Source organism: Streptomyces sp. NPDC002206 (assembly GCF_053593595.1).
Window position 1 is genome coordinate 222,112 of sequence record NZ_JBSFCW010000004.1, and the last position, 22,961, is coordinate 245,072.

At 70.0% G+C, this 22,961-nt stretch carries 14 protein-coding genes and 1 pseudogene; 8 read left to right on the top strand and 7 right to left on the bottom strand.

Annotated elements, in window-relative coordinates:
* Nucleotides 1-66: 66 nt before the first annotated feature.
* From ACWCP8_RS11485 to ACWCP8_RS11495, 3 genes and pseudogenes are all read left to right on the top strand, one after another.
* Nucleotides 67-910: pseudogene (locus tag ACWCP8_RS11485) on the top strand (IS5 family transposase).
* A 368-nt stretch (nt 911-1,278) separates the two neighbouring features.
* On the top strand, nt 1,279-5,415 hold the full coding sequence (locus tag ACWCP8_RS11490) for a carboxypeptidase regulatory-like domain-containing protein (protein ID WP_451115583.1): 4,137 nt from the start codon (nt 1,279-1,281) through the stop codon (nt 5,413-5,415).
* Between the two features lie 266 nt (nt 5,416-5,681).
* A complete protein-coding gene (locus ACWCP8_RS11495; RefSeq protein WP_451115585.1) occupies nt 5,682-9,758 on the top strand; it encodes a carboxypeptidase regulatory-like domain-containing protein in 4,077 nt (1,358 codons plus the stop codon).
* 332 nt (nt 9,759-10,090) lie between these two features.
* Here the strand turns inward: ACWCP8_RS11495 and ACWCP8_RS11500 are convergent, their stop codons facing one another.
* Together ACWCP8_RS11500 and ACWCP8_RS11505 are read right to left on the bottom strand one after the other, a co-directional pair.
* Nucleotides 10,091-10,771, bottom strand: coding sequence for a response regulator transcription factor (locus ACWCP8_RS11500; protein WP_352265135.1), 681 nt, complete (start codon nt 10,769-10,771; stop codon nt 10,091-10,093).
* Entirely contained in the window at nt 10,768-11,907 is a 1,140-nt protein-coding gene (locus tag ACWCP8_RS11505) for a sensor histidine kinase (RefSeq protein ID WP_352265133.1), read from the bottom strand. Before ACWCP8_RS11505 ends, ACWCP8_RS11500 begins: the two co-directional genes overlap by 4 nt.
* 168 nt (nt 11,908-12,075) lie before the next feature.
* On the opposite strand from ACWCP8_RS11505, the gene ACWCP8_RS11510 reads away from it, so the two are divergent.
* Together ACWCP8_RS11510 and ACWCP8_RS11515 are read left to right on the top strand one after the other, a co-directional pair.
* Nucleotides 12,076-13,059 (top strand): carboxymuconolactone decarboxylase family protein, encoded by a 984-nt coding sequence (locus ACWCP8_RS11510; RefSeq protein ID WP_451115587.1) that lies wholly within the window; start codon nt 12,076-12,078, stop codon nt 13,057-13,059.
* Nucleotides 13,056-13,865 (top strand): class I SAM-dependent methyltransferase, encoded by an 810-nt coding sequence (locus tag ACWCP8_RS11515; protein WP_355997418.1) that lies wholly within the window; start codon nt 13,056-13,058, stop codon nt 13,863-13,865. Before ACWCP8_RS11510 ends, ACWCP8_RS11515 begins: the two co-directional genes overlap by 4 nt.
* Before the next feature lie 11 nt (nt 13,866-13,876).
* Here the strand turns inward: ACWCP8_RS11515 and ACWCP8_RS11520 are convergent, their stop codons facing one another.
* On the bottom strand, nt 13,877-15,331 hold the full coding sequence (locus ACWCP8_RS11520) for an amidase (RefSeq protein ID WP_451115590.1): 1,455 nt from the start codon (nt 15,329-15,331) through the stop codon (nt 13,877-13,879).
* A gap of 201 nt (nt 15,332-15,532) precedes the next feature.
* Between ACWCP8_RS11520 and ACWCP8_RS11525 the strand changes: the two genes are divergently transcribed.
* On the top strand, nt 15,533-16,234 hold the full coding sequence (locus ACWCP8_RS11525) for a hypothetical protein (protein WP_451115592.1): 702 nt from the start codon (nt 15,533-15,535) through the stop codon (nt 16,232-16,234).
* Complete coding sequence (locus ACWCP8_RS11530) at nt 16,231-17,259, top strand: nucleotidyl transferase AbiEii/AbiGii toxin family protein (protein ID WP_451115594.1); 1,029 nt, start codon at nt 16,231-16,233, stop codon at nt 17,257-17,259. The genes ACWCP8_RS11525 and ACWCP8_RS11530 overlap by 4 nt, the downstream gene beginning before the upstream one ends.
* Before the next feature lie 85 nt (nt 17,260-17,344).
* Here ACWCP8_RS11530 and ACWCP8_RS11535 read toward each other — a convergent pair whose 3' ends face one another.
* Nucleotides 17,345-17,698: a hypothetical protein gene (locus ACWCP8_RS11535; RefSeq protein WP_352265178.1), complete on the bottom strand. Its 354-nt coding sequence runs from the start codon at nt 17,696-17,698 to the stop codon at nt 17,345-17,347.
* A gap of 217 nt (nt 17,699-17,915) precedes the next feature.
* Between ACWCP8_RS11535 and ACWCP8_RS11540 the strand changes: the two genes are divergently transcribed.
* Nucleotides 17,916-18,689: a hypothetical protein gene (locus tag ACWCP8_RS11540; protein WP_451115596.1), complete on the top strand. Its 774-nt coding sequence runs from the start codon at nt 17,916-17,918 to the stop codon at nt 18,687-18,689.
* Here the strand turns inward: ACWCP8_RS11540 and ACWCP8_RS11545 are convergent.
* From ACWCP8_RS11545 to hydA, 3 genes are all read right to left on the bottom strand, one after another.
* Nucleotides 18,661-20,229 (bottom strand): NCS1 family nucleobase:cation symporter-1, encoded by a 1,569-nt coding sequence (locus ACWCP8_RS11545; protein ID WP_451115598.1) that lies wholly within the window; start codon nt 20,227-20,229, stop codon nt 18,661-18,663. The two genes, ACWCP8_RS11540 and ACWCP8_RS11545, sit on opposite strands and share 29 nt — an antisense overlap.
* 87 nt (nt 20,230-20,316) lie before the next feature.
* Nucleotides 20,317-21,315, bottom strand: coding sequence for a TIGR03842 family LLM class F420-dependent oxidoreductase (locus tag ACWCP8_RS11550; RefSeq protein WP_382833066.1), 999 nt, complete (start codon nt 21,313-21,315; stop codon nt 20,317-20,319).
* An 11-nt stretch (nt 21,316-21,326) separates the two neighbouring features.
* Nucleotides 21,327-22,727: a dihydropyrimidinase gene (gene hydA, locus ACWCP8_RS11555; RefSeq protein WP_328625602.1), complete on the bottom strand. Its 1,401-nt coding sequence runs from the start codon at nt 22,725-22,727 to the stop codon at nt 21,327-21,329.
* Nucleotides 22,728-22,961: the final 234 nt, after the last annotated feature.

A 22,961-nucleotide genomic window follows, 5' to 3' on the forward strand; every position in this document is an offset into this window, starting at 1 on the left:
CAGCAGCACGGGCACAGGACTTCGTGATCATGGAGTTGCGACGCTCTGTGATCACTGAGGAGACCTGTGCCCGCGCTGCCATCGTGGCTCACCGAACCGCTCCGGGACCAATTCGCGACACTGCTGCCTGAGCGGCCGAAGTACCACCCGGACCATCCACTCCGCTGTCACCGCCCGCGGATCAGCGACCGGATCATCTTCGACAAGCTCCTGCAACTGCTGCGCCTCGGCTGTTCTTACGGGGCGATCGCCGATACAACGTGCTCGGCCACCACGATCCGCCACCGTCGCGACGAGTGGATACGACTCGGCGTCTTCGCCCGGCTCAAACAGATCGCGCTGGAGTCCTACGCCCGGATCATCGGCCTCGTCCTCGACCAGATCGCCGTCGACCGCTCCATCACCAAGGCTCCCGGAGGAGGCGAGGCCGCCGGACGCTCACCGGTCGTCCGTGGCAAACAGGGCCTGAAACGCTCGGGCATGACGGATGGATACGGCATTCCCCTGGGCCGTGTTCTGGCCGACGCCAACCGACACGACTCACCCCTCTGCTCGCACCGACCCTGCACCGCCTGCACGACCTCGGCCCGTTACCCGACGACATCACCGTGCATCTGGACGCCGGCTACGACTCCGAGAGGACCCGCGCTCTCCTCGACGAACGCGGCCTCCACGGAAGCATCGCGCGCGAGGGCGAGAAGGCACCCATCCAGGCCAGTCAGCGTTGGCACGTCGAACGCCCCACGCCTGACAGAATGCTTTTCACCGCCTCGCCCGCTGCTACGAGCGGCGCACGACCGTCCTCGACGCATTCTTCGACCTCGCCAACACGATCATCACCGTGCGTAGCCTGATCCGGCAGGCGTGGACGATCCATCGCTGGGACGAACGCCCGAACCGCCGACCATGACCACGCGCCTATCCGTGCGACCTCCAACTGGCCGCCGTTGAGCTGCCGGAAGAGTGTGGCCGCGTCGATTTCCCCGTCTCCGCCGCATGATCCTCCTGGCGAGAGTATTTCCGGATGAGGGCAGTTGTCTCCATTGAGCGGATCGGAGTGTCATCTATGTGACAAGTCATCTATGCGACAGCGCCTGTGACTTTCGAGCGGTGCGGTTAGGCAATTGAATACGGCGGCGGTCTGATCGGGCCGCGATCGGGCGGGGGACGTCGTCATCGCCCGGTCACCTCCGTTTCAGGAGACTCTTCTTGCGTACAGCCCGTCTCAGACCGAGCGGTGGACGTGGAGGGCGGGCCGCTACCGCGGTTGCCGGCCTCATGTCGGCAGCGCTCGCTCTCATCGGACTCCAAGTGCCCACCGCGGCGCCTGCGGTCGCCGCGTCCTCCGGCAAGACCGCGGTGGTCCGGCAGTGCGGAGACCCCAAGCCCGGGGAGTTCGCCTGTATGGCGATGCGCCGGACCGACGTGCCCGCTCGCACCGGTGTGCAGCGCCAATCCGCGACCCCGGCCGGTTTCGGCGCCGGCGACCTGCAGAACGCCTACACGCTGCCCGCGGACGGCGGCGCCGGCCAGACCGTCGCGATCGTGGACGCCTACGACGACCCGAACGCCGAAGCAGACCTGGCGGTCTACCGCCAGCAGTACGGTCTGCCCGCGTGCACCACGGCCAACGGCTGCTTCACCAAGGTCGACCAGCGCGGCGGCACGAACTACCCGGCCGCCGACCCGGGATGGGCCGGCGAGATATCCCTCGACGTGGACATGGTGTCCGCCGCCGCACCCAACGCCCACATCCTGCTGGTCGAGGCGGACAGCGCGAACTTCGCCGACCTCGGTGCCGCGGTGGACCAGGCGGTCGCACTCGGCGCGAAGTACGTCTCCAACTCCTACGGCACCTTCTACGACAGCACGCCGGGCAGCGGCGAGGACCCGGCGGAACTCACCGCCATGGACCCCTACTACAACCACCCGGGCGTCGCGGTCGTCGCGTCCTCCGGTGACAGCAGCTACGGCGTCAGCTATCCGGCGGCCTCCCAGTACGTCACCTCCGTCGGCGGCACCGCCCTGGTAAGGGACTCCGGTACCAGCCGCGGCTGGAGCGAGTCGGTGTGGCAGGGCGACAGCGGCGGCACCGGTTCGGGCTGTTCGCTCTACGAGCCCAAGCCCGCGTTCCAGACCGACACCGCGTGCGCGAACCGCACCGTCGCCGACGTCTCCGCGGTCGCCGACCCGGCGACCGGCGTCTCGGTCTACCAGACCTACGGCGGCAGCGGCTGGGCGGTGTACGGCGGAACGAGCGCCTCCTCCCCGCTCATCGCGGGCGTCTACGCGGTGGCCGGCACCCCGGCCGCGGGAACGTACCCCAACGCCTACCCGTACGCGAAGGCCGCTGCGCTCAACGACGTGACCACCGGCAACAACGGCACCTGCACCCCGGCGGCGCTGTGCACCGCGGGCCCCGGCTACGACGGCCCCACCGGGCTCGGCACGCCGAACGGTCTCGCCGCGTTCACCACCGGTCCGCACGGTATCGTCACCGGTACCGTCACCGACGCGTCGACGAGAGCACCGGTGGTCGGTGCCACCGTGACGGTCGGCGACTCGAGGGCCATCACCGACACGTCCGGTCATTACAGCGCCTCCGTGCCGGTCGGTACGTACGACGCGACGGCCGCGGAGTACGGGTACGCGAGCAAGAAGCTCAGCGGCGTCACCGTCACCGACGGCGGCTCGGTGACCGAGGACTTCGCGCTCGACCCGCTGCCGACGTCGACGGTGTCCGGCACGGTCACCGACGGCTCGGGCCACCCCTGGCCGCTCTATGCGACGATCACCGTCGACGGCGTACCGGGCGGACCGGTCCACACGGACCCGTACACCGGCCGCTACAGCCTCAAGCTGCTGCAGGGCCAGACGTACACGCTCCACGTGAACCCGAACTACCCGGGCTACCAGGCGGAGACGAAGGACGTGACGGTCGGAACGTCGAACGTCAATACCGACGTCAACGTCCCGGTCGCGGTGTACGACTGCATCGCGCCCGGGTACACGGCCCACAACAAGGGAACGACGCAGACGTTCGATGCCCCGACGACTCCGGCCGGCTGGACCTTGAAAAACACGGCCGCGGGCGCATGGGCGTTCAACGACCCGCCGCTGACGGCTCCCGGTGCGACCCAGGGCAACCACACCGGCGGTAGCGGCAACTTCGCCGTCACCAACACCAACCACACATCGAGCCGTGACCCGTATGACATGTCACTGGTCTCCCCGGTGACGGACTTCTCCGGCGACGCGAACCCGGTCGTGTCGTTCAACACCGACCTCCGGGCATACGGGGGCATCGCGGACGTCGACGTCACCATTGACGGCGGCGCCACGTGGAAGAACGTATGGCACCGTTTGGCGGTCGACGAGCCTGGCCCGGCGCACGTCGACCTGCCGTTGCCGATGTCCGCTCACCAGTCCGCCGTACAGATGCGGTTCCGCCTCACAGGGCCTTTCCCGGGGTGGTGGCAGGTGGACGACGTCTTCCTCGGCAACCGCACGTGTGACCCGATCCAGGGCGGCCTGGTGGCCGGAACGGTCACCGACGCCAATACGGACAAGCCTGTTGTCGGCGCGACCGTCGCGAGCGCCGAGAAGCCGGCCGAGCACGCGACAACCACTGCGACGCCGGACGACCCGAATGTGTCCGACGGCTTCTACGCGGTGTTCTCGTCGCCGACCGGTACGCACGACTTCACGGCGGCGCGGCGGAACTACGCCACGACCACAGCCCACGTCGATGTGGTGGCGGACGCGGTGACCCGGACGCCGCTCACGCTCAAGGCCGGCAGGATCACGATCACGCCCAGGGTCGGCATGACCGTGCCCTGGCAGGGGAAGGCCGGCCAGGCCGTCACCGTCAAGAACACCGGCAGCGCGCCGGCCAAGGTGACGCTCGGCGAGCAGTTCGGCGGCTCCACGCCGTTGACCGCGCACGGCGCGCCCACCGTGCGGATCAAGGGTACGTACTCGCCGCTGTCCCAGATCAAGGACGGCTCGATCCGCAAGGCGACCCGTGCCGCACCGAACAGCTCGGTACCGGCCGACGGGCCGTGGACCTCGATCGCCGACTACCCGGCGGGCACGGTCATGGACAACGCCGCCGTCTCGCTCGGCGGCAAGGTCTACTCAGCGTTCGGGTACGGCGACAACGGTATCTACAACACGATGTACGCCTATGACCCGGCTGCGGGCAGCTGGTCTCAGCGGGCCAACCCCGCCGACAAGCGCGAGAACCCGGTGATGGCGGTACTGAACGGGAAGATCTACGCAACCGGCGGCTGGGGGCTGGACGACCGCGATTGGGGACACCCCGACGGCAAGACCGAGGTGTACGACCCGGCGACGGATGCGTGGACGACCGCGGCAGCCAACCCGCACCCGCTCGCGGCCTCCGGCGTCGCGGTTCTCGACGGCAAGATGTACGTCGTCGGCGGCTGCCACGAATTGGATTGCGGCGCCACGGACGTCATGGAGTACGACCCGGCCACCGACTCCTGGAGCCGCGACGCCGACTACCCCGAGCCGATCGCCTGGGAGTCGTGCGGCGCGATCTCCGGCAAGCTCTACTGCGCCGGCGGCGAGTCCAGCTCCGGCGGCGCGACACGCCACACGTACGTCTACGACCCGCATTCCGACTCGTGGTCGCCGGCGGCCGATATGCCCATCGACATGTACGGATCCGGGTACACGACGGCAGAGGGCCGGTTGCTGGTCTCCGGTGGTGTCACGGAGCACGACACCGTGGTCACCAACCAGGGCTTCGGCTACGACCCGGCCGACGACACCTGGACGCCGATCCCGAACTCGAACAACGCGCTCTACCGCGGTGGTAGCGCATGCGGGTTCTACAAGATCGGTGGTCGCCTGGGTGACCAGGATGGCGGCTTCGACGGCCATACCGTGGCCGGTGCCGAGGTGTTGCCGGGCTTGGCCGACTGCGGTGACACGAACGACGTGAGCTGGCTGTCGCCGAAGTCGAAGACGCTCACGATCGCACCGGGTGCCAGCGCCACGGTCACCGTGACCGTCGACGCGAATGTTCCGAGCATCACGCAGCCCGGCACGTACACGGCGGCTCTCGTGATCGGGACGGATACGCCGTACGCGGTGCCGAACGTCCCCGTGTCGATGACGGTCAACCCGCCGAAGACCTGGGGCAAGATCACCGGCACGGTCACCGGACCGTCCGGGCCGATGCCCGGCGCCACGGTCCAGATCGACACACCGGGCGCGCACTACACACTCAGGACCGACGCGAGTGGCCACTACCAGCTGTGGCTCGATGTCCGGAACAACCCGTTGCAAGTGGTCTGCTCGAACGACGGCTATCAGCCGCAGGGGACGACCGTAAAGATCAGAAAGGGAGAGACGACGGCCCTGAACTTCGCCTTGCAGAAGGCCTAGTTCCGGCCGAGCGAAAGGGCCCGGGCGGTGACACCGCCCGGCCCCTCTCGCGCCGCCCCATCGCGGGCCGTCGTCCAGACGCATGACGTCAACGCTCTGATCGAGCCGCGATCGGGGCGGAGACATCCTCATCACCCGGTCACCTCAGTTTCAGGAGAATCTCCTTGCCTACAATCCGTCTCAGACCGCGCGGTGGACGTGGAGGGCGAGCCGCAACCGCGGTAGCCGGCCTCCTGTCGGCAGCGCTTGCCCTCATCGGACTCCAAGTGCCCACCGCGGCCCCCGCGGTCGCCGCGCCCTCCGGCAAGGCCGCAGCCGTCCGGCAGTGCGCGGACCCCAAGCCAGGGCACGTCACCTGCATGGCGATGCGCCGCACCGACGTGCCCGCTCGCACCGGTGTGCAGCGGCAGTCCGCGACCCCGGCGGGTTTCGGCGCCGGCGACCTGCAGAACGCGTACTCGCTGCCCGCGGACGGCGGTGCCGGGCAGACCGTGGCGATCGTGGACGCCTATGACAACCCGAACGCCGAAGCCGACCTGGCGGTCTACCGCCAGCAGTACGGTCTGCCCGCGTGCACCACGGCCAACGGCTGCTTCCGCAAGGTCGACCAGCGCGGCGGCACGAACTACCCGTCCGCCGACCCGGGATGGGCCGGTGAGATATCCCTCGACGTGGACATGGTGTCCGCCGCCGCCCCCAACGCCCACATCCTGCTGGTCGAAGCAGACAGTTCGACCATCGAGAACATGGGTGCCGCGGTGGACGAGGCGGTCGCGCTCGGCGCGAAGTACGTCTCCAACTCGTACGGCACCGGGTACAACAGCACGCCGGGCACCGGCGAGGACCCGTCCGACGTCACCGAGGCCGACCCGCATTACAACCACCCGGGCGTCGCTGTCGTGGCGTCCAGCGGTGACAGCGCTTTCGGCGTGTCCTACCCGGCCGCGTCGCAGTACGTCACGGCGGTCGGCGGCACGAGTCTCGTCCGGGACTCGAGCGCGCGCGGCTGGAAGGAGTCCGTGTGGAGCGGCGCGGGCAGCGGTTGCTCGCTCTACGAGGCGAAGCCGGCGTGGCAGACCGACAGCGGTTGCTCGGAGCGCTCCGTGGCCGACGTCGCAGCGGTAGCCGACCCGGCCACCGGCGTCGCCGTCTACAACTCCTTCCAGGCGGGCGGCTGGAGCATGTTCGGCGGGACCAGTGCCTCGTCGCCGATCATCGCGGGCGTGTACGCCGCCGCCGGTACCCCGGCCGCGGGCACATACCCCGCCGGCTACCCGTACGCCGGCACGGCGCACCTGAACGATGTGACCGCCGGAAGCAACGGCACGTGCTCGCCGGCGTACCTGTGCACGGCAGGCGCCGGTTATGACGGCCCGACCGGACTCGGCACGCCGAACGGTCTCGCCGCGTTCACCAGCGGCCCGCACGGCGTCGTCACCGGTACCGTCACCGACTCATCGACGAACACGCCGGTGGCCGGCGCCACGGTGACGGTCGGCGACTCGAAGGCCATCACCGACACGTCCGGCCACTACAGAGTCTTCGCGCCGGTGGGCACGTACGACGCGACGACTGCGGCGTACGGATACGCGACCAAGACCATCAACGGTGTCACCGTCACCGAGGGCGGCTCGGTGACCGAGGACTTCGCGCTCGACCCGGTCTCCGCCTCGTCGACGATCTCCGGTACGGTCACCGACGGCTCGGGCCACCCCTGGCCGCTCTATGCGACGATCACCGTCGACGGCGTACCGGGTGGGCCGGTCCAAACCGACCCCTACACCGGCCGCTACAACCTGAAGCTGCTGCAGGGCCAGACGTACACGCTCCACGTGAACCCGAACTACCCGGGCTACCAGGCGGTGACCAAGGACGTGACCGTCGGAACCTCGGACGTCACGGCCGACGTCAGCGTCCCGATCGACGTGTACGACTGCCTTGCACCCGGGTACAAGGCCCACAACACGGGTACGACGGAGACGTTCGACGACACGTCGACTCCGGCCGGTTGGACCTTGAAGAACACCGACGTGGGCGCCTGGCAGTTCGACAACCCGCCGCTGACGGCGTTCGGGTCGAGCCAGAAGAACAACACCGGCGGTAGCGGCAACTTCGCCGTCACCAACACCAACAACTGGGCCTGGAACAACCCGGCGGACATGTCGCTGATCTCCCCGGTGACCGACTTCTCCGATGCCGCGAATCCGGTCCTGTCGTTCGACACCGACTTGGCGGCTCCCGTTTCCGTGTCCGACGCCAACGTCGATGTCACCACGGACGGCGGCGCCACGTGGAAGAGCGCCTGGCACCGGGCGAACGACCTGCGCGGCCCGGCACACGTCGACGTACCGCTGCCGATGGCCGCTCACCAGTCCGCCGTGCAGGTGCGGTTCCACCTCACCAACGGTTATCAAGCGTGGTGGCAGGTGGACGACGTCTTCCTCGGCAACCACACATGTGACCCGATCCCGGGCGGTCTGGTGGCCGGAACGGTCACCGACGCCAATACGGACAAGCCTGTTGTCGGCGCGACCGTCGCGAGCGCCGAGAAACCGGCCGAGCACGCGACAACCGCCGCCACGCCGGACGACCCGAATGTGTCCGACGGCTACTACTGGATGTTCTCGTCGCTGACCGGTACGCACGACTTCACGGCGGCGCGGCGGAACTACGCCACGACCACAGCCCACGTCGATGTGGTGGCGGACGCGGTGACCCGGACGCCGCTCACGCTCAAGGCCGGCAGGATCACCATCACGACGGCCGACATCGGCTTGACCGTGCCCTGGCAGGGGAAGGCCGGCCAGGCCGTCACCGTCAAGAACACCGGCACCGCACCGGCCAAGGTGACGTTCGGCGAGAAGGCCGGCGGCACGACACCGTTGACCGCGCACGGCGCGCCCACCATGCGGATCAAGGGCACGTACTCGCCGCTGTTCCTGCCTGACAAGAACGGCTCGAGCCACACGGCGACCAGTGCAGTACCGAACACCTCGGTACCGGCCGACGCGCCGTGGACCTCGATCGCCGACTACTCGGCGGGACCGGTCACGGACAACGGCGTCGTCTCGCTCGGCGGCAAGATCTACTCGGTGTTCGGGACGTCAGGCGCCGATTTCTACCACGGGATGTACGCCTATGACCCGGCCGCGGGCAGCTGGTCTCGGACGGCGGGCCCCGCGGACGGACGCGCGAAGCCGGCGATGGCGGTACTGAACGGGAAGATCTACGCAACAGGCGGCTGGGGAGGCACCGGAAACCCCGACGGCAAGACCGAGGTCTACGACCCCGCGACGAATGCGTGGACGACCGCGGCGACCAACCCCCACGCGCTCGCGGCCTCCGGTGTCGCGGTTGTCGGCGGCAAGATGTACGTCGTCGGCGGCTGCGCCGCGGATTGTGGCGCCACGGACGTCATGGTGTACGACCCGGCCGGCGACTCGTGGAGCCGCGCCGCCGACTACCCCGAGCCTGTGGCCTGGGAGTCGTGCGGCGCGCTCTCCGGCGAGCTCTACTGCGCCGGCGGCGAAACCTCCACCGGCGGCTCGACGCGCCACACGTACGTCTACGATCCGAATGCCGACTCCTGGTCGCCGGCGGCCGATCTGCCCATCGACCTGTGGGGATCGGGGTACACGACGGCCGAGGGCCGGTTGCTGGTCTCCGGTGGTGTCACGGAGCACGGCGCAGTGGTCACCAACCAGGGCTTCGGCTACGAGCCGGCCAGCGACACCTGGACGACCATCCCGAACTCGAACAACGCGGTGTACCGCGCCGGTAGCGCGTGCGGGTTCTACAAGATCGGTGGTATCTCCAGGAACGAGTTCGGCGATCTCCAGCCGCAGTCCGGCGCCGAGGTGTTGCCGGGCATGGCCGACTGCGACGACACGAAGGACGTGAGCTGGCTGACACCGAACCCGCAGACGCTCACGATCGCGCCGGGTGCCAGCGCCACGGTCACCGTGACCGCCGACGCGAATGTTCCGAGCATCACGCAGCCCGGGACGTACACGGCGGCTTTGGTGATCACGCCGAACACGCCGTACGCGGTGCCGAACATCCCCGTGTCGATGACGGTCAACCCGCCGAAGACCTGGGGCAAGATCACCGGGACGGTCACCGGGCCGTCGGCTCCGATGCCAGGCGCCACGGTCCAGATCACCACGTCGGCGGCGCACTACACACTCAGGACCGATGCGAGCGGCCGCTACCAGCTGTGGCTCGATGCCGGAAACCCGTTGCAGGTGATCTGCGCGAACAACGGCTATCAGTCACAGATGACGACTGTGAAGATCAGAAAGGGAGCGACGACAACGTTGAACTTCGCCTTGCAGAAGGCCTAGTTCCGGCCCACCGAGAGGGTCCGGGCGGTGTCACCGCCCGGACCCTGTCGCGCGCCCCGTCGCGGGCCGCCGTTCAGATCCGGTCGGCAAAGAAGCCCACCCCGCCCTTGCCGGAAACCGCGTCCGCCCAGGTCACGCGGCGTGTTCGTACTCGTGGACGATACTCCCAGGCGTTCACGCCTGCGTACGCAGAGGCGGGCGGCCGGTGCCGACGTGGGAAGCCGGCCGGGCCCGCGTCGGGCGGTCCTCGCTGGAATTGGCCGATGCCCTGCCGGCCAAGTACTCGCAGGTCAGAGCCTCTTGCTGCCGCCGGAGAAGCAATGCGGTGTTCCTCAGTGCGCATCCCGTGGTGCGACGAGACCCGACTCGTAGGCGAAGACCACGAGTTGGGCCCGGTCGCGGGCGCCGAGCTTCGTCATCGCCCGGCTGATGTGGGTCTTCGCGGTGAACGGGCTGATCACCATGTGCGCGGCGATCTCCTCGTTGGTCAGCCCCCGTGCGGCCAGCGCACTGACCTCGCGTTCACGGCGGGTCAGGGTCTCGAAGCCGGGGGCCGTGGCCCGGTCGGGCGGCCGGGAGACGAACTCGCCGATCAGCCGGCGGGTGATGGCGGGCGACAGCAGGGCGTCGCCGCGGGCCGCTACACGGATGGCCTGGAGGAGTTCGGCGGGTTCGGTGTCCTTGAGAAGGAACCCGGCGGCCCCGGCGCGCAGCGCGTCGAAGACGTACGCGTCGAGCCCGTAATTGGTGAGGATGACGACGTGGACACCGGCCAGTAGCGGGTCGGCGGCTATCTCGCGGGTGGCCTCGATGCCGCTCATCAGGGGCATCTGTACGTCGACGAGGGCCACGTCCGGGATGTGGTGGCGGGCCAGTTCCACTCCCTGACGGCCGTCGGCTGCCTCGCCGATCACTTCGATGCCGTCCTCGGCGTCCAGCAGGGCGCGGAACCCGGCACGCATCAGGGCCTGGTCGTCGACGATCAGCACCCGGATCGTGTCCTGATGGTTCATACGGTGGTTCCCGATATCAGCAGGGGCAGTTCGGCACATACGGAGAAGCCGCCGTCCGGGCGTGGTGCCGCGGCGAGGGTGCCACCGAGGGCCCTGACACGTTCGCCCATGCCGGTGAGTCCGGTACCGGCGGTGACGGCGTCGCCGGGAGCACCGGGCCCCTGATCGTCGACGCGTACGGTCAGCACATGTTCGCCGTAGACCAGTTCGATGGTTGTCCTGGCGCGGTCGGCGTGCCGGGCCACGTTGGTGAGTGCTTCCTGCACGATGCGGTACGCGGCCCGGTCGACGTCCGCCGGCAGGGGGCGTTCGACGCCTGCCACGGTGACGGTGAGTTCGATGCCCGCGGTACGGGCCCGCTCGACCAGCTCGTCGATGCGGTCCAGCCCCGTGCCCGGCTCCACCACATCGGTGCGCAGTACCTCCAGTGTCGCCCGCAGCTCCCGCATCGCCTCGCCGCTCGCTTCCTGAATCGCGAGCAGTGCCGGCTCCACCTCGCTGCCCCGCTTGCGCGCCAGGTGGACAGCAACTCCCGCCTGGAGCTTGACGATCGAGATGGAGTGGGTCAGTGAGTCGTGCAGCTCCCGGGCGATCCGCAGCCGCTCCTCACCAGCCCGGCGCAGCGCCGTCTCGTCTCGGTTGCGTTCGGCCTCGAGCGCCCGCTGTTCGGTCTGGCGGAGATACGCCTGCCAGTTCTTGTCGATGAGTCCGGTGACCCCGGCGCAGAGGAACCAGCCGAGCAGCAGCAGCGTCCGCTCGACGGTGTCCTGCGCGCCCGGAGCGGCGACGATCAGGACCGTGAAGTACCCGGCGAGGAAGAGGGTGCCCGCGGCGATACCCCACGCGCGTCGTCCGCCGCGCGCCGCCGTATGCACAGCTGCCAGTACGGGGAACGCCGCCCAGCTGCCGGGGTGCGCGTGCACGACGTACCCCAGCATGGAGACGGTGGTGACGGCGAGCACGGCGCGCGGAGCCCACCGGTGCCCGGCAAGGGCCAGGGTGCCCACTGCGACGAGCAGCAGGTCGAATGGGTCCGGCCTCGATGCGGCACAGGCCGCGGCGAGGACCGCCGCCCCGATGGCGACGGCGAGCGCCGCGTCCAGCAGGCGAATCCGCCGGTCGATGTCCCCCTGCATGAGCCGCACCCTAGCTCCCGCACAACAGGCCCGTCATCATCCTGCTGGACGGGCTCCGCGCTACTCCCGGGGTAGTAGTCGCGGCCGACTCCGGTCGTCCGGCATCACCCTCAACTGCCTTCGGGGGTACGACGACCGAGCACGGTGCGGCGGGCGAGCATCGTCGCCATGACCGAAACCTTCCGATACACCTCACCCGAACCGCCGGGAGCAGCGACCGGAGTGGTCGCCGACGTGTACGCGCAGCTGGCCACCGACTTCGGAATCGATCGCGCCACGACCTTCGTCGTCCTGTCCGCCTCGCCGCCCCTGCTGGCCGGCACCTGGGCCGTCATGCGGGAGTCCCTGCTGGCCGGGCAGGCGTCGCGCACCGGCAAGGAGGTGGTGGCGGCAGGGGTGTCGCTCGCCAACCGGTGCCCGTACTGCGTCACCGCGCACACCGTGCTCCTGCATGCCACCGGCGACCACGCGCTGGCCGAGAGGATCGCTCGCGGCGAGCAGCCCGAGGACCCTGCACACCGTCAACTGCTGGCGTGGGGAAAGGACATGAGTACGTCACAGCCGTTCCCGTCCGGGCAGGCACCGGAGTACATCGGGACGGCGCTCGCCTTCCACTTCATCAACCGAATCGTGTCGTCCCTGCTGACGGAGGACATGCTGCCCGGGGGCGCCCAGAAATACCGCCTGGTACGGAGCGTGGCGGGCCGCTCGCTGGCCCGTACGGTCCGCCGCGAACTCGTTCCCGGCGAGAGCCTCGCCCTGCTGGAGACGGAGGGGGCGGCGCCCGGGTGGGCAGCGGACACCCCGATCGGCACCGCGTTCGGCGCGCTGCGTACGGCGGCTCACCTGGGTGCGGGGCTGCTCGGTGACGAGGACGCGGCGCTGGTACGGACATCGGTGGCGGCCTGGGACGGCGTCGCACCGCTCCCCCTGCAGGGAGAGGGGCTGCCGGACCGGGCGGAGCGGCCGGGTGCACGGCTGGCGCTGCTCGCGGCGCGCGCCCCGTACCGGATCACGGACGAGGATGTGGCGGCCTGGCTGGCGCCGCCGTTCACCGATCACTGTCTGGTTCATCTGATCGCGTTCGGCGCGATCTGTGCCGTCGAGCGCATCGAGGCCACCCTCACCACACGGACCGAGGAGCACGCATGACCGTCACCGACGCGTGGAACGGACAGCTCGGCCGGCACTGGGCCGACCATCCCGACCGCTACAACGCCATGGTGGCCCGCTTCGACGAGCCGCTGTTCGACGCCGCGGCGATCGGCCCGGAGGACCGGGTCGTCGACATCGGCTGCGGCAGCGGATTCTCGACCCGGATCGCGGCGCGGCGCGCCCCACGGGGCCGGGTCACCGGCGTCGACGTCTCCGTGCCGCTCCTCGAACGCGCCAGGGCCCGCACCGACGCCGGAGAGTTCCCCTTCGTCTCCTACGAGTTGGGGGACGCACAGGTCCATCCCTTCGAGCCGGCCGGCTATGACGTGGCGATCAGCCGGGGCGGTGTGATGTTCTTCGCCGACCACATCGCGGCGTTCACCAATATCGCGCGCGCCCTGCGCCCCGGCGGCCGGCTGGCGTTCATCTGCCCGCAGCCCCCGTCGCCGGACGGCGAGGAGCGCAAGGCGCTCGGGCTGCTGGCTTCCCTGCTGGGACAGGAGCACGCGGTGGAGAACACCGTGGCGGTGGCCATGGCCTCGCTCTCCGACCCGGAGCGCGTCCGGAAGGTGCTGGGCGCGGCGGGCTTCGAGGAGATCGGCATCGTCCCCGTGACGGGCACGACCCGCTGGGGGCGGGACGCGGCGGACGCGGTGGACTTCTTCGTCTCCCGTACGCCGGGTCTCACCGTCTCCGACGCCACCCGGGCCTCGATGATGGACACCCTGCTGCCGTACGAGACCGCGGAGGGCGTGCTGTTGAGGGCGGGGGTGTGGGTGGTCGGCGCCCGCCTGCCGCTCTGACCGGCGGTGTGTCAGGAGCCCGCGGAGGCCGGTGGCCGGTGCTCGTACCACCGCTGATCGGCCTCCAGCTGGGCCGCCAGGGAGATCAGCAACTCCTCGCTTCGGGACGGGCCGAGCAACTGGGCGCCGACGGGAAGTCCGTCGGGCGTGAACCCGGCCGGGACATTGATGCCTGGCCAGCCCAGCACGTTCCACGGCCAGGCGTACGGGCACGCCTCGGTGATCGCCATATCGGTACGCCAGGCGCTGAGGCCGTCGAATGCGCCGATCCGGGGTGGGGGCGCGGCGGTCGTCGGGGTCAGCAGCACGTCGTACCCGGCCCCGGCCGGGGAGGTCCGGAAGAGCCTGCCGATCCTGCGGTGCTGGCGCACCTCCCGTGCCCTGGCCGCTCGCACCACCCGGCCACCGAGCCGGGTGCCGGTGCGCAGGGCGCTGCGGGTGCGCGGGTCGAGGAGGGCGGGTTCGGGATGGAGCGCGGCAAGTTCGGCGATCCCGGCGGTGGCGCGGGGAACGAAGCCGAGGCCGATCAGCCCGTAGCGCGGCCTGGCCTCCTCGACATGGTGGCCGAGCCGGGCGAGCGCCTCGGCGAGCGCGGTGACGGCCCGTCGTACGGCCGGGTGGGGGGCCGAGCCGGTGAGGGTGAACGGGGGCCGCCAGGCGAGGGCGATCCGCAGCCTGCCCGGGTCGCGCCCCGCGGCTGCCGAGGCGGCGACGGGCGGAGGCCGGTGCAGGTCGTCGGGGTGCGCTCCGGCGACGGCGTCGAGCAGCAGCGCGGCATCGGCGACGGTCCGGGCCAGCGGGCCGTTGACGGTGAGGCCCTGGAAGGCGTCGTGGTGCGGGTGGACGGAGATCCGGCCGCGCTGCGGTTTGATACCGATGAGATGGGTCCATGCGGCGGGGATCCGGACGGACCCGGCACCGTCCGAACCGAGCGCGGCGGGCACCAGCCCGGCGGCGACGGCCGCCGCCGAACCTCCGGACGAACCGCCGGGGGTGTGCCCGGTGTGCCACGGGTTACGGGTGGCGCCGAAGGCGGGGCCTTCGGTGAAGGGCCACTGGCCGAGCTCGCAGGAGTTGGTCTTCCCGACGATCACGGCCCCGGCGGCGCGCAGTCGGCGCACGACCTCGCTGTCCTCGGCGGCCGCGGGCAGATCACCGCGACAGCCGAAGTGGGTGGGCATCCCCGCGATATCGGTGTCGTCCTTGACCGCGACCGGCACCCCGAGCAACGGCAGCCGCTCACCGGCGGCGAGCCGCCGGTCGGCTTCCGCGGCTTCGGCGAGCGCGGACGTGCCACGCAGATGACGGAAGGCGTTGAGAGTGCTCTGGCTCGCTTCGATCCGTGCGAGGACGGCGGACACCTGCTGTGTCGAGGTGGTCCGGCCGTCGGCCAACGCCCGTGCGGTGTCGACCAGTCCGGTCGAATCGCTCGGCTCGGTGAGTTCCACGGCTTCTGCTGAGGACATGGGGTGCCCGCCTCCCGCATATCGGTGCGCGCCCGCACCTGACGGCCCGTACAGACTTACTGGAGGGTAACGAGTGGGGGCGGTCCACTCAACCGATCCACGCGGAGTGCAGGGCGTGGCGGTGAGTGTCAGTGCCGGTTGCTACGTTCTCCGACAACGGGCCGAGGCGGCGCGCAGCACACAACGGGGCAGGTGGGGCCAGTGGGGACAGTCGTCGAGAGGGCGTTCCGGGGAGAGTTCGAGACGCACCTGACGGTGCGTCCCGATGCCCACACCGTCCGCGGCGCGCGCCTGGAGCGCTGGGCCGATCAGCACGGCCTGAAGCTCACCCGCATCGTCCTGGACCGCGGTGCCATGCCCGACCAGCCCATGCTGACCGAGCACGGCCGGGGCACCCTCACCGAGCAGCGCGCCGCCGCCCGGCTCCGGTCGGCCGAACTGCGGGCGGCGGGCTTCTCGGTCGTACGGGTGAAGATCGAGGCGGCTCCATGGAACGAGGACATACCGCGGACGGCGAACGAGGCGGCCGAGCTGTCGCCGGTCTGCCACTTCGAGCACCACATCAAGCTGCTGCTGTCGGGTGAGCCGGAGGTGGCCTCGGCGCGGGCCGTGGCCGAGCGGCACAGCGCGCACCTCTCCCGCAACGCCCGTCGCACGGCCGGGCACGGGCGCCACGAACGGTTCGTCACCCAGCGCTGCCGGGCGGTCGGCCGCCCGGAGGCCCGTGCCCGGCTCGACGCCCTCCTCGGTGCGCTGGCCGCTGCCGGTCTCGAAGTGATGGAGGTCGAGGAGGAGTTCGTGGTGCACGACGACCATCCGGCAGTGGACGCGGGCTGGATCGACGAACGTACCGAGCGATCGGTCGAGGAACGAGGCGAGCGGCGGCCCGAGGTGACGGTATGAGTGCGGCGGACCGGCCGTTCCCCGGCGAGCCGGCATTCCGCGACCCCACCCTCGCACCGCGCTGGCGGACTGCCCGGCGCACCGTTCAGGATCACCTGCTCCGGGTGATCACCGAGTCGTCGTGGGGCGACGGCCTGATCCTGCGCGGCAGTCTGCCCCTCCAGGCCTGGGTGGGCGCCGCTGCCCGGGAACCGGGCGATCTGGACTGGATCGTGCTGGAGCCGTCGGCGGACGACTTCGTCGACCGCCTCGACCCCTATCCGTACGTCGACGGGATCGACGTCGTCCAGCAGTGGCCCGAAGCCGCGGACGGCGCGGCGGCCCCCGAGCTGTGGACGGACGGCGACTGCCACGCCACCGGCGGGGCCCGGCCCTCGCTCGCACCCGACGGACTGCACTGGCTCGGCTCCGAAGCCCTGGAGCCGAGTCCCGACCCGCAGGACGAGGTCGCCGCAGCGCTCAAGGCGGGTCCGCCGCCGCCAGAGGGCATCCGGATCGATCCGGGCGCGGTGACGTCGGACGGCGTGTGGATGTACCGGACGTACGAGACGCCCGGCGTGCGCGTCGTCGTCCCATGGCAGGCGGACGGGCTGCCGCCGGGCGAGCTGCGGATGGACTTCGCGCAGGACGAGCGGCTGCCCGAAGCCCCGGTGTGGACGGCCTGCCCGCGCATCGACGGCGGGCCGCCCATACCGGTGCGCACGGCGAGTCAGGGGCTCTCGCTCGCCTGGAAGCTGTTGTGGCTCTCCGAGGACCGGCAGGCCGAGGGCCGTTCGGCAGCCAAGGATCTGTACGACGCGGTGCTGCTGGCGGAGCACCCGCGGACCCGGTTGTCGCCGCGGCTGCTGCGCACGGTGCTCGGCCCGCACGCGGCCGGCTTCAGCCCGGAGACGGTGCTGGACTGGCTGGTGGACTGGGCGGCGTTCCACGCGGAACACCGGTGGGTGGACGGCGATCCGGACGGGCTGCGGGCGCGGTTGGCCGGTGCGCTCGCCGCACTCCTGGATCGGGCTCCGGAGTGCTGATGACCCGGTCGTCGGTCGGGGACCGCCTCGGGGCCGGTACCTGCGGCGGCGCACGACATCGGCTACCACAGGTACCGGACGCACCTTACGGCTGGACGCTGATCTCGCCGATCCCGGTGCCGAGGCCGGCGCAGTGCGCGGTGGACTGGCCGGACCGGCCCGGGTTGAGAGTGACGTGTTCGCCGTCCACGTCCGGCGACCAACCGCAGACCAGGTGCACCCAGAAGGTCTGCGCCGTGGTGCCGTTGTTCCGGCACAGCGCGTATCCCGTGTAGTCGTCGATCTCGTGCTTACCGGTCTCGCAGGACAGACCGGGCGGCGTCGCCATGGGCGTGACAGCGGTGGCCGTGGTCGCGGGTACCGCGAGGGCGGCGGTCGCCCCCGCGACCACGGCGCCCCGCAGCACGGCCCTGGACACACTCCCCATGGACATCGACATGAACAGCCTCATGTGTCGTTTTTCCCCTTCGCGGTGACGAACTCGGTGCCCCGACACCGTCCCCCACCGTCCGTGACCAAAAACGAGGCAGGACCTCACCCTGCGTACGCGGATGGAGGTCCCGCGCCGAAATCGCGACCGATCCCGGCGCGGCGTACGCTCAGAAGGTCGGACCGCGGACCTGAACGGTCCGACAGCCCCTGCCGAGGGAGGCGACGTGACCGGCCCACACATCGGCATGCCCGCGACCGCCTGGGCAGCAACCGTCGTGCTCGGTCTCACGAGCGGCGGCGTGCTCGGCGCAGGTACTGCGCAGGCGGACGACCCCATCGACACACTCTCCGCCCGGCAGATCGCCGACCGCTCCAGCGACGCCCTGTTGGGCGCGCGTTCCATGCACCTCAGCACCCGCAGTACGCCGGCCGACGGCGGCGCGCCGACGACCCTGGATCTCACCGTGGACCGGGCCGGCAACTGCACGGGGTCGGTGGGCCTCGGCGGGAAGCAGGGGTCCGTGCGGATCGTGAAGCGGGGCAACACTGTCTGGGTCAAACCGGATGCCGACTTCTGGAAGAACCGGGACCCGAGCGTCGGCTCCGCCCTCGCCGCGATTCTGGCCGGGCGCTATATGAAGGGCTCGGCCTCGGACCCGCGGCTGAGCAGCCTGTCGAGCGCCTGCGACCTGGACACGTTCCAGAAGGTGGTCAGCGACAACGCGAAATCCGACAAGGGGACACTGACCAAGGGAAGGAAGACCACACTCGCGGGCGCTCCTGTCGTCCCGCTGGTCCGGACGTGGCACGGTCAGAAGCTGACGATGTACGTCGCGGCCACGGGCAAGCCGTATCCGTTGAGGATCGATGCGACGGGCGGCTCGCCGAAGGCGGACGCGACCGTGGACTTCTCCGCCTTCGACAAGCCGGTGCCCACGACCACGCCGCCGCCGGACGAAACAGTCGACATCAATGCGCAGATGACCCGTGCGACCTGACGGCCGGCCCGCCGCTGAGCACCACGTACAGCACCAGTGAGGAGGTCAGGCCGACCGCCCAGCCGTAGTCCGCGAGCGGCTTCAGCAACGGGATCAGGCCGTCCGCCGGGAACGGGCCCTTGCCGGGGGCCGAGTGGGAGCCGCCGATCGCGAGGATGCCGCCGACGGCGAAGGCCACGACGGCGCGCCAGTTCCAGCCCTGCGTGTACCAGTAGCGGCCGCCGGGGCGGTAGAGGTCGGCGAGGTCGAGGACGGTGCGTCGGACGATCCAGTAGTCGGCGATCAGGATGCCCGCGACCGTACCGAGCAGGCCTCCGACCAGGCCGAGCCAGGTGAAGATGTACAGCTCGGGGGTCTCGGTGAGCTTCCACGGCATGATCAGGACGCCGACGACACCGGTGACAAGCGCGCCCGTACGGAAGTTGATGAGCTTGGGCGCGAGGTTGGCCAGGTCGTACGCGGGTGACACCACGTTCGCCGCGATGTTGACGGAGATCGTCGCGATCAGCACCGTCACCAGGGCGTAGAGCAGACCGAAGACGTTGTCGGTCCTGGCGACGAGCTGGACCGGGTCCCAGATCGCCTCGCCGTACACGGCCTGCGAGCCGGAGGTGACGAGGACCGAGAGGAGCGCGAAGAGGGTCATCGTGGTCGGCAGGCCCAGCGACTGGCCCCAGACCTGGGCACGTTGGCCGGCGCCGAAGCGGGTGAAGTCGGGAATGTTGAGCGAGAGCGTGGCCCAGAAGGCGATCATGCCCATCAGGGACGGGAAGAAGACCGGCCAGAAGTCCGCGCCCCAGCCGAGCTTCGACGGCTGGTCGAGCAGCGGGCCGAAGCCACCGGCCTTGACGGCGACCCAGATCAGCAGCGCCACGGCGCCGACGATGACGAACGGCGCCGCCCAGTTCTCGAACCGGCGCAGGGTGTCCATCCCCCGGTAGATGATGGCGAGTTCGAGCACCCAGAAGAGGCCGAAGCAGAGCCAGAGCGTCCAGGGCTGCCCGCCGATCTCGGAGGCGCTCGCCCAGCCGCCGAATGCCTTCCCGAGCAGGGTGAAGATGCCGACGCCGCCGATCCAGGTCTGGATGCCGAACCAGGCGCAGGCCACCGCGGCGCGGATCAGCGCGGGCAGATTGGCGCCGCGCAGGCCGAAGGATGCGCGGGCCAGAACGGGGAACGGGATGCCGTACTTGGGGCCGGCGTGGCCGGTGAGCAGCATCGGGCCGAGCACGATCAGGTTGGCCAGCGCGATGGTGAAGACGGCCTGCTTCCAGTCCATGCCGAGGGCGACGAGGCCGGAGGCGAGCAGCCAGGACGGGATGTTGTGGGCCATCCCGACCCAGAGCGCGGCGAAGTTGTACGTCGTCCAGTTGCGCCGTTCCAGGGGAACGGGCAGCAGGTCGTCGTTGGTGAAGCGGTTGTCGGCGGGGAAGGCGCCGGGGGCGAGTTCCACGCGTCCTGACAGGTCGGCTATCAGGTCCTGCGATGGGGGCGGCGGAGTCGGCGGGGTGGGTGGGGTGGGTGGGGCTGTCGATGCCATGGCGGCTGGACCCTTCGCTCGGGAGCGGTGCCGTGCGGGGCTGCGAGGCGCGGGGGGATGGCGACGCGGGGGATACGGAGAGGCGGGTCAGGACAGTGCGGGGATGATCTCGGAGCCGTAGGCGTCGATCGTCGCTTCACGCGCGTCGTGCATGTTGTAGACCGCGAACTGGTCCACGCCCAGGTCGCGCAGTGCCTGAAGCTTCTCGATGTGCGCCTCGGCGGGGCCCAGCAGGCAGAACCGGTCGACGATCTCGTCCGGCACGAAGGCGGTGTCCGGGTTGCCGGTGCGGCCGTGGTGGCTGTAGTCGTAACCGGACCGCCCGGCGATGTACTCGGTGAGGGCCTCCGGGACCAGCCCGGAGTGTGCGCCGTACCGGGACACCAGGTCGGCGACATGATTGCCGACCATTCCGCCGAACCAGCGGCACTGCTCCCGGGCATGGTCGAGGTCGTTGCCGACGTAGGCGGGGGCTGCGACGCAGATGGTCACGGCTTCCGGGTCGCGGCCCGCCTCCGCCGCCGCCTCCCGCACCGCCTTGATCATCCATTCGGTGAGGTACGGGTCGGCGAGCTGGAGGATGAATCCGTCGGCCTTCTGCCCGGCGAGGGCGAGCGCCTTCGGACCGTACGCGGCCATCCAGACAGGCAGTTTGCCGTCCTTGATCCACGGGATCTGGACGCTCTGCCCGTCGACGGTCGCCTCCCGGCCCTCGGCGAGGTCGCGGATGACGTCGATGGCCTCGCCGAGGCGGGCCAGGGTGTTGGGCTTGCGTCCGGCCACCCGCATCGCCGAGTCCCCCCGGCCGATGCCGCAGACGGTGCGGTTGCCGTACATGTCGTTGAGGGTGGCGAAGGTGGAGGCGGTCACCTCCCAGGTGCGGGTGCCCGGGTTGGTGACCATGGGTCCGACGACGAGGCGTTCGGTGTGTTCGAGGATGCGGCTGTAGATGACGAACGGTTCCTGCCAGAGCACCGCCGAGTCGAAGGTCCACCCGTAGCGGAACCCGTTGCGCTCGGCGCGGCGCATCAGGCCGACGACGGCAGAGGCGGGCGGGTCGGTCTGGAGGACGAGTCCGAAGTCCATGACAGGTGCTCCTAGTCCAGATACTGGCTGGTGGCGCGAGGGGTGTACATGCCGTGGCCGGCACGGCCCGTGAACTTCCGCTGGTCGATGACGACTTCGCCGCGCGAGAGGACGGTGTCGACCTGCCCGGTGAGCTGCTTCCCCTCGTACGCCGAGTAGTCGACGTTCATGTGATGGGTCTCGGCCGAGAGGGTCTGCTCGGCGTGCGGATCGTAGATGACGACATCGGCGTCGGCGCCCGGCGCGATGGTGCCCTTCTTCGGGTAGAGACCGAACATCCGGGCCGGGGAGGCGCAGGCGATCTCGATCCAGCGGCGGCGGGAGATCCTGCCTTCCACAACCGCCTGATGCAGCAGGTCCATCCGGTTCTCCACACCAGGCATCCCATTCGGGATCTTGGAGAAGTCGCCACGGCCCATCTCCTTCTGGCCGGAGAAACAGAACGGGCAGTGGTCGGTGGAGACGACCTGGAGCTCGTTGTTCCGCAGGCCCCGCCAGAGCGCCTCCTGGTGCTCCTTGGGCCGCAACGGGGTGGAGCAGACGTACTTGGCGCCCTCGAAGTCCGGCTCGGCGAGGTTGTCGGTGGAGAGGAAGAGGTATTGCGGACAGGTCTCGCCGAAGACCGGAAGTCCCTTGTGGCGGGCGGCCGCCAGTTCGGCGACGGCCTCGTCGGCGGAGACATGCACGACGTACAACGGGGATCCGGCGACGCGGGCGAGCTGGATGGCGCGGTGGGTGGCCTCGGCCTCCAGCGCCACCTTGCGGACGTCGCCGTGGTAGCGCGGGTCGGTGCGGCCCGCGGCCAGCGCCTGCTCGACGAGGACGTCGATAGCGATGCCGTTCTCGGCATGCATCATGATCAGCCCGCCGTTGCCGGCGGCCCGTTGCATGGCCCGCAGAATCTGACCGTCGTCGCTGTAGAAGACACCGGGGTAGGCCATGAACAGCTTGAAGGAGGTGACGCCCTCCGAGACCAGCAGGTCCATCTCCCCCAGCGTGGACTCGTTCACGTCAGAGAGGATCATGTGGAAGGAGTAGTCGATCGCGCAGTTGCCGTCGGCCTTCGCGTACCAGGCGTCGAGCCCCTCACGGACCGCGCGCCCCACGGACTGGATGGCGAAGTCGATGATCGTGGTGGTGCCGCCCCAGGCGGCCGCCCTGGTCCCGGTCTCGAAGGTGTCGGCGGCGTAGGTGCCGCCGAACGGCATCTCCATGTGCGTATGCGCGTCGACGCCGCCGGGGATGACGTACTTGCCGGTGGCGTCGATGGTCCGGTCGGCGGTCCAGCTCTCGGCCGCGTCGGTGCCGTGCGCGGCGAGTGCGGCGATGCGGCCGCCCTCGATGAGTACGTCTGCATGGAGTTCGTCGGACGCGGTGATGACGAGGCCGCCGTGGATGACGGTGCGGCTCATGTACCCCTCCTCACTGTGGCGGAATGGGTCTACGCACGTAGACAAAGTGCGTGGTGAAGAACGTAGAAGCGGGTTACCCACTGTGGCAATACCACTGCGGCTAACCGCTGAAGACGTTTCCGTTTCTGGGCATGGCGTACACCGTCGGCCCAAAGCCGACACCGCGTCACGTCGTATACATCGGTGCGTGGATGTGGCGGCCGGTGAGCCGTCCGGCGCGACCCGGCCGGGTCC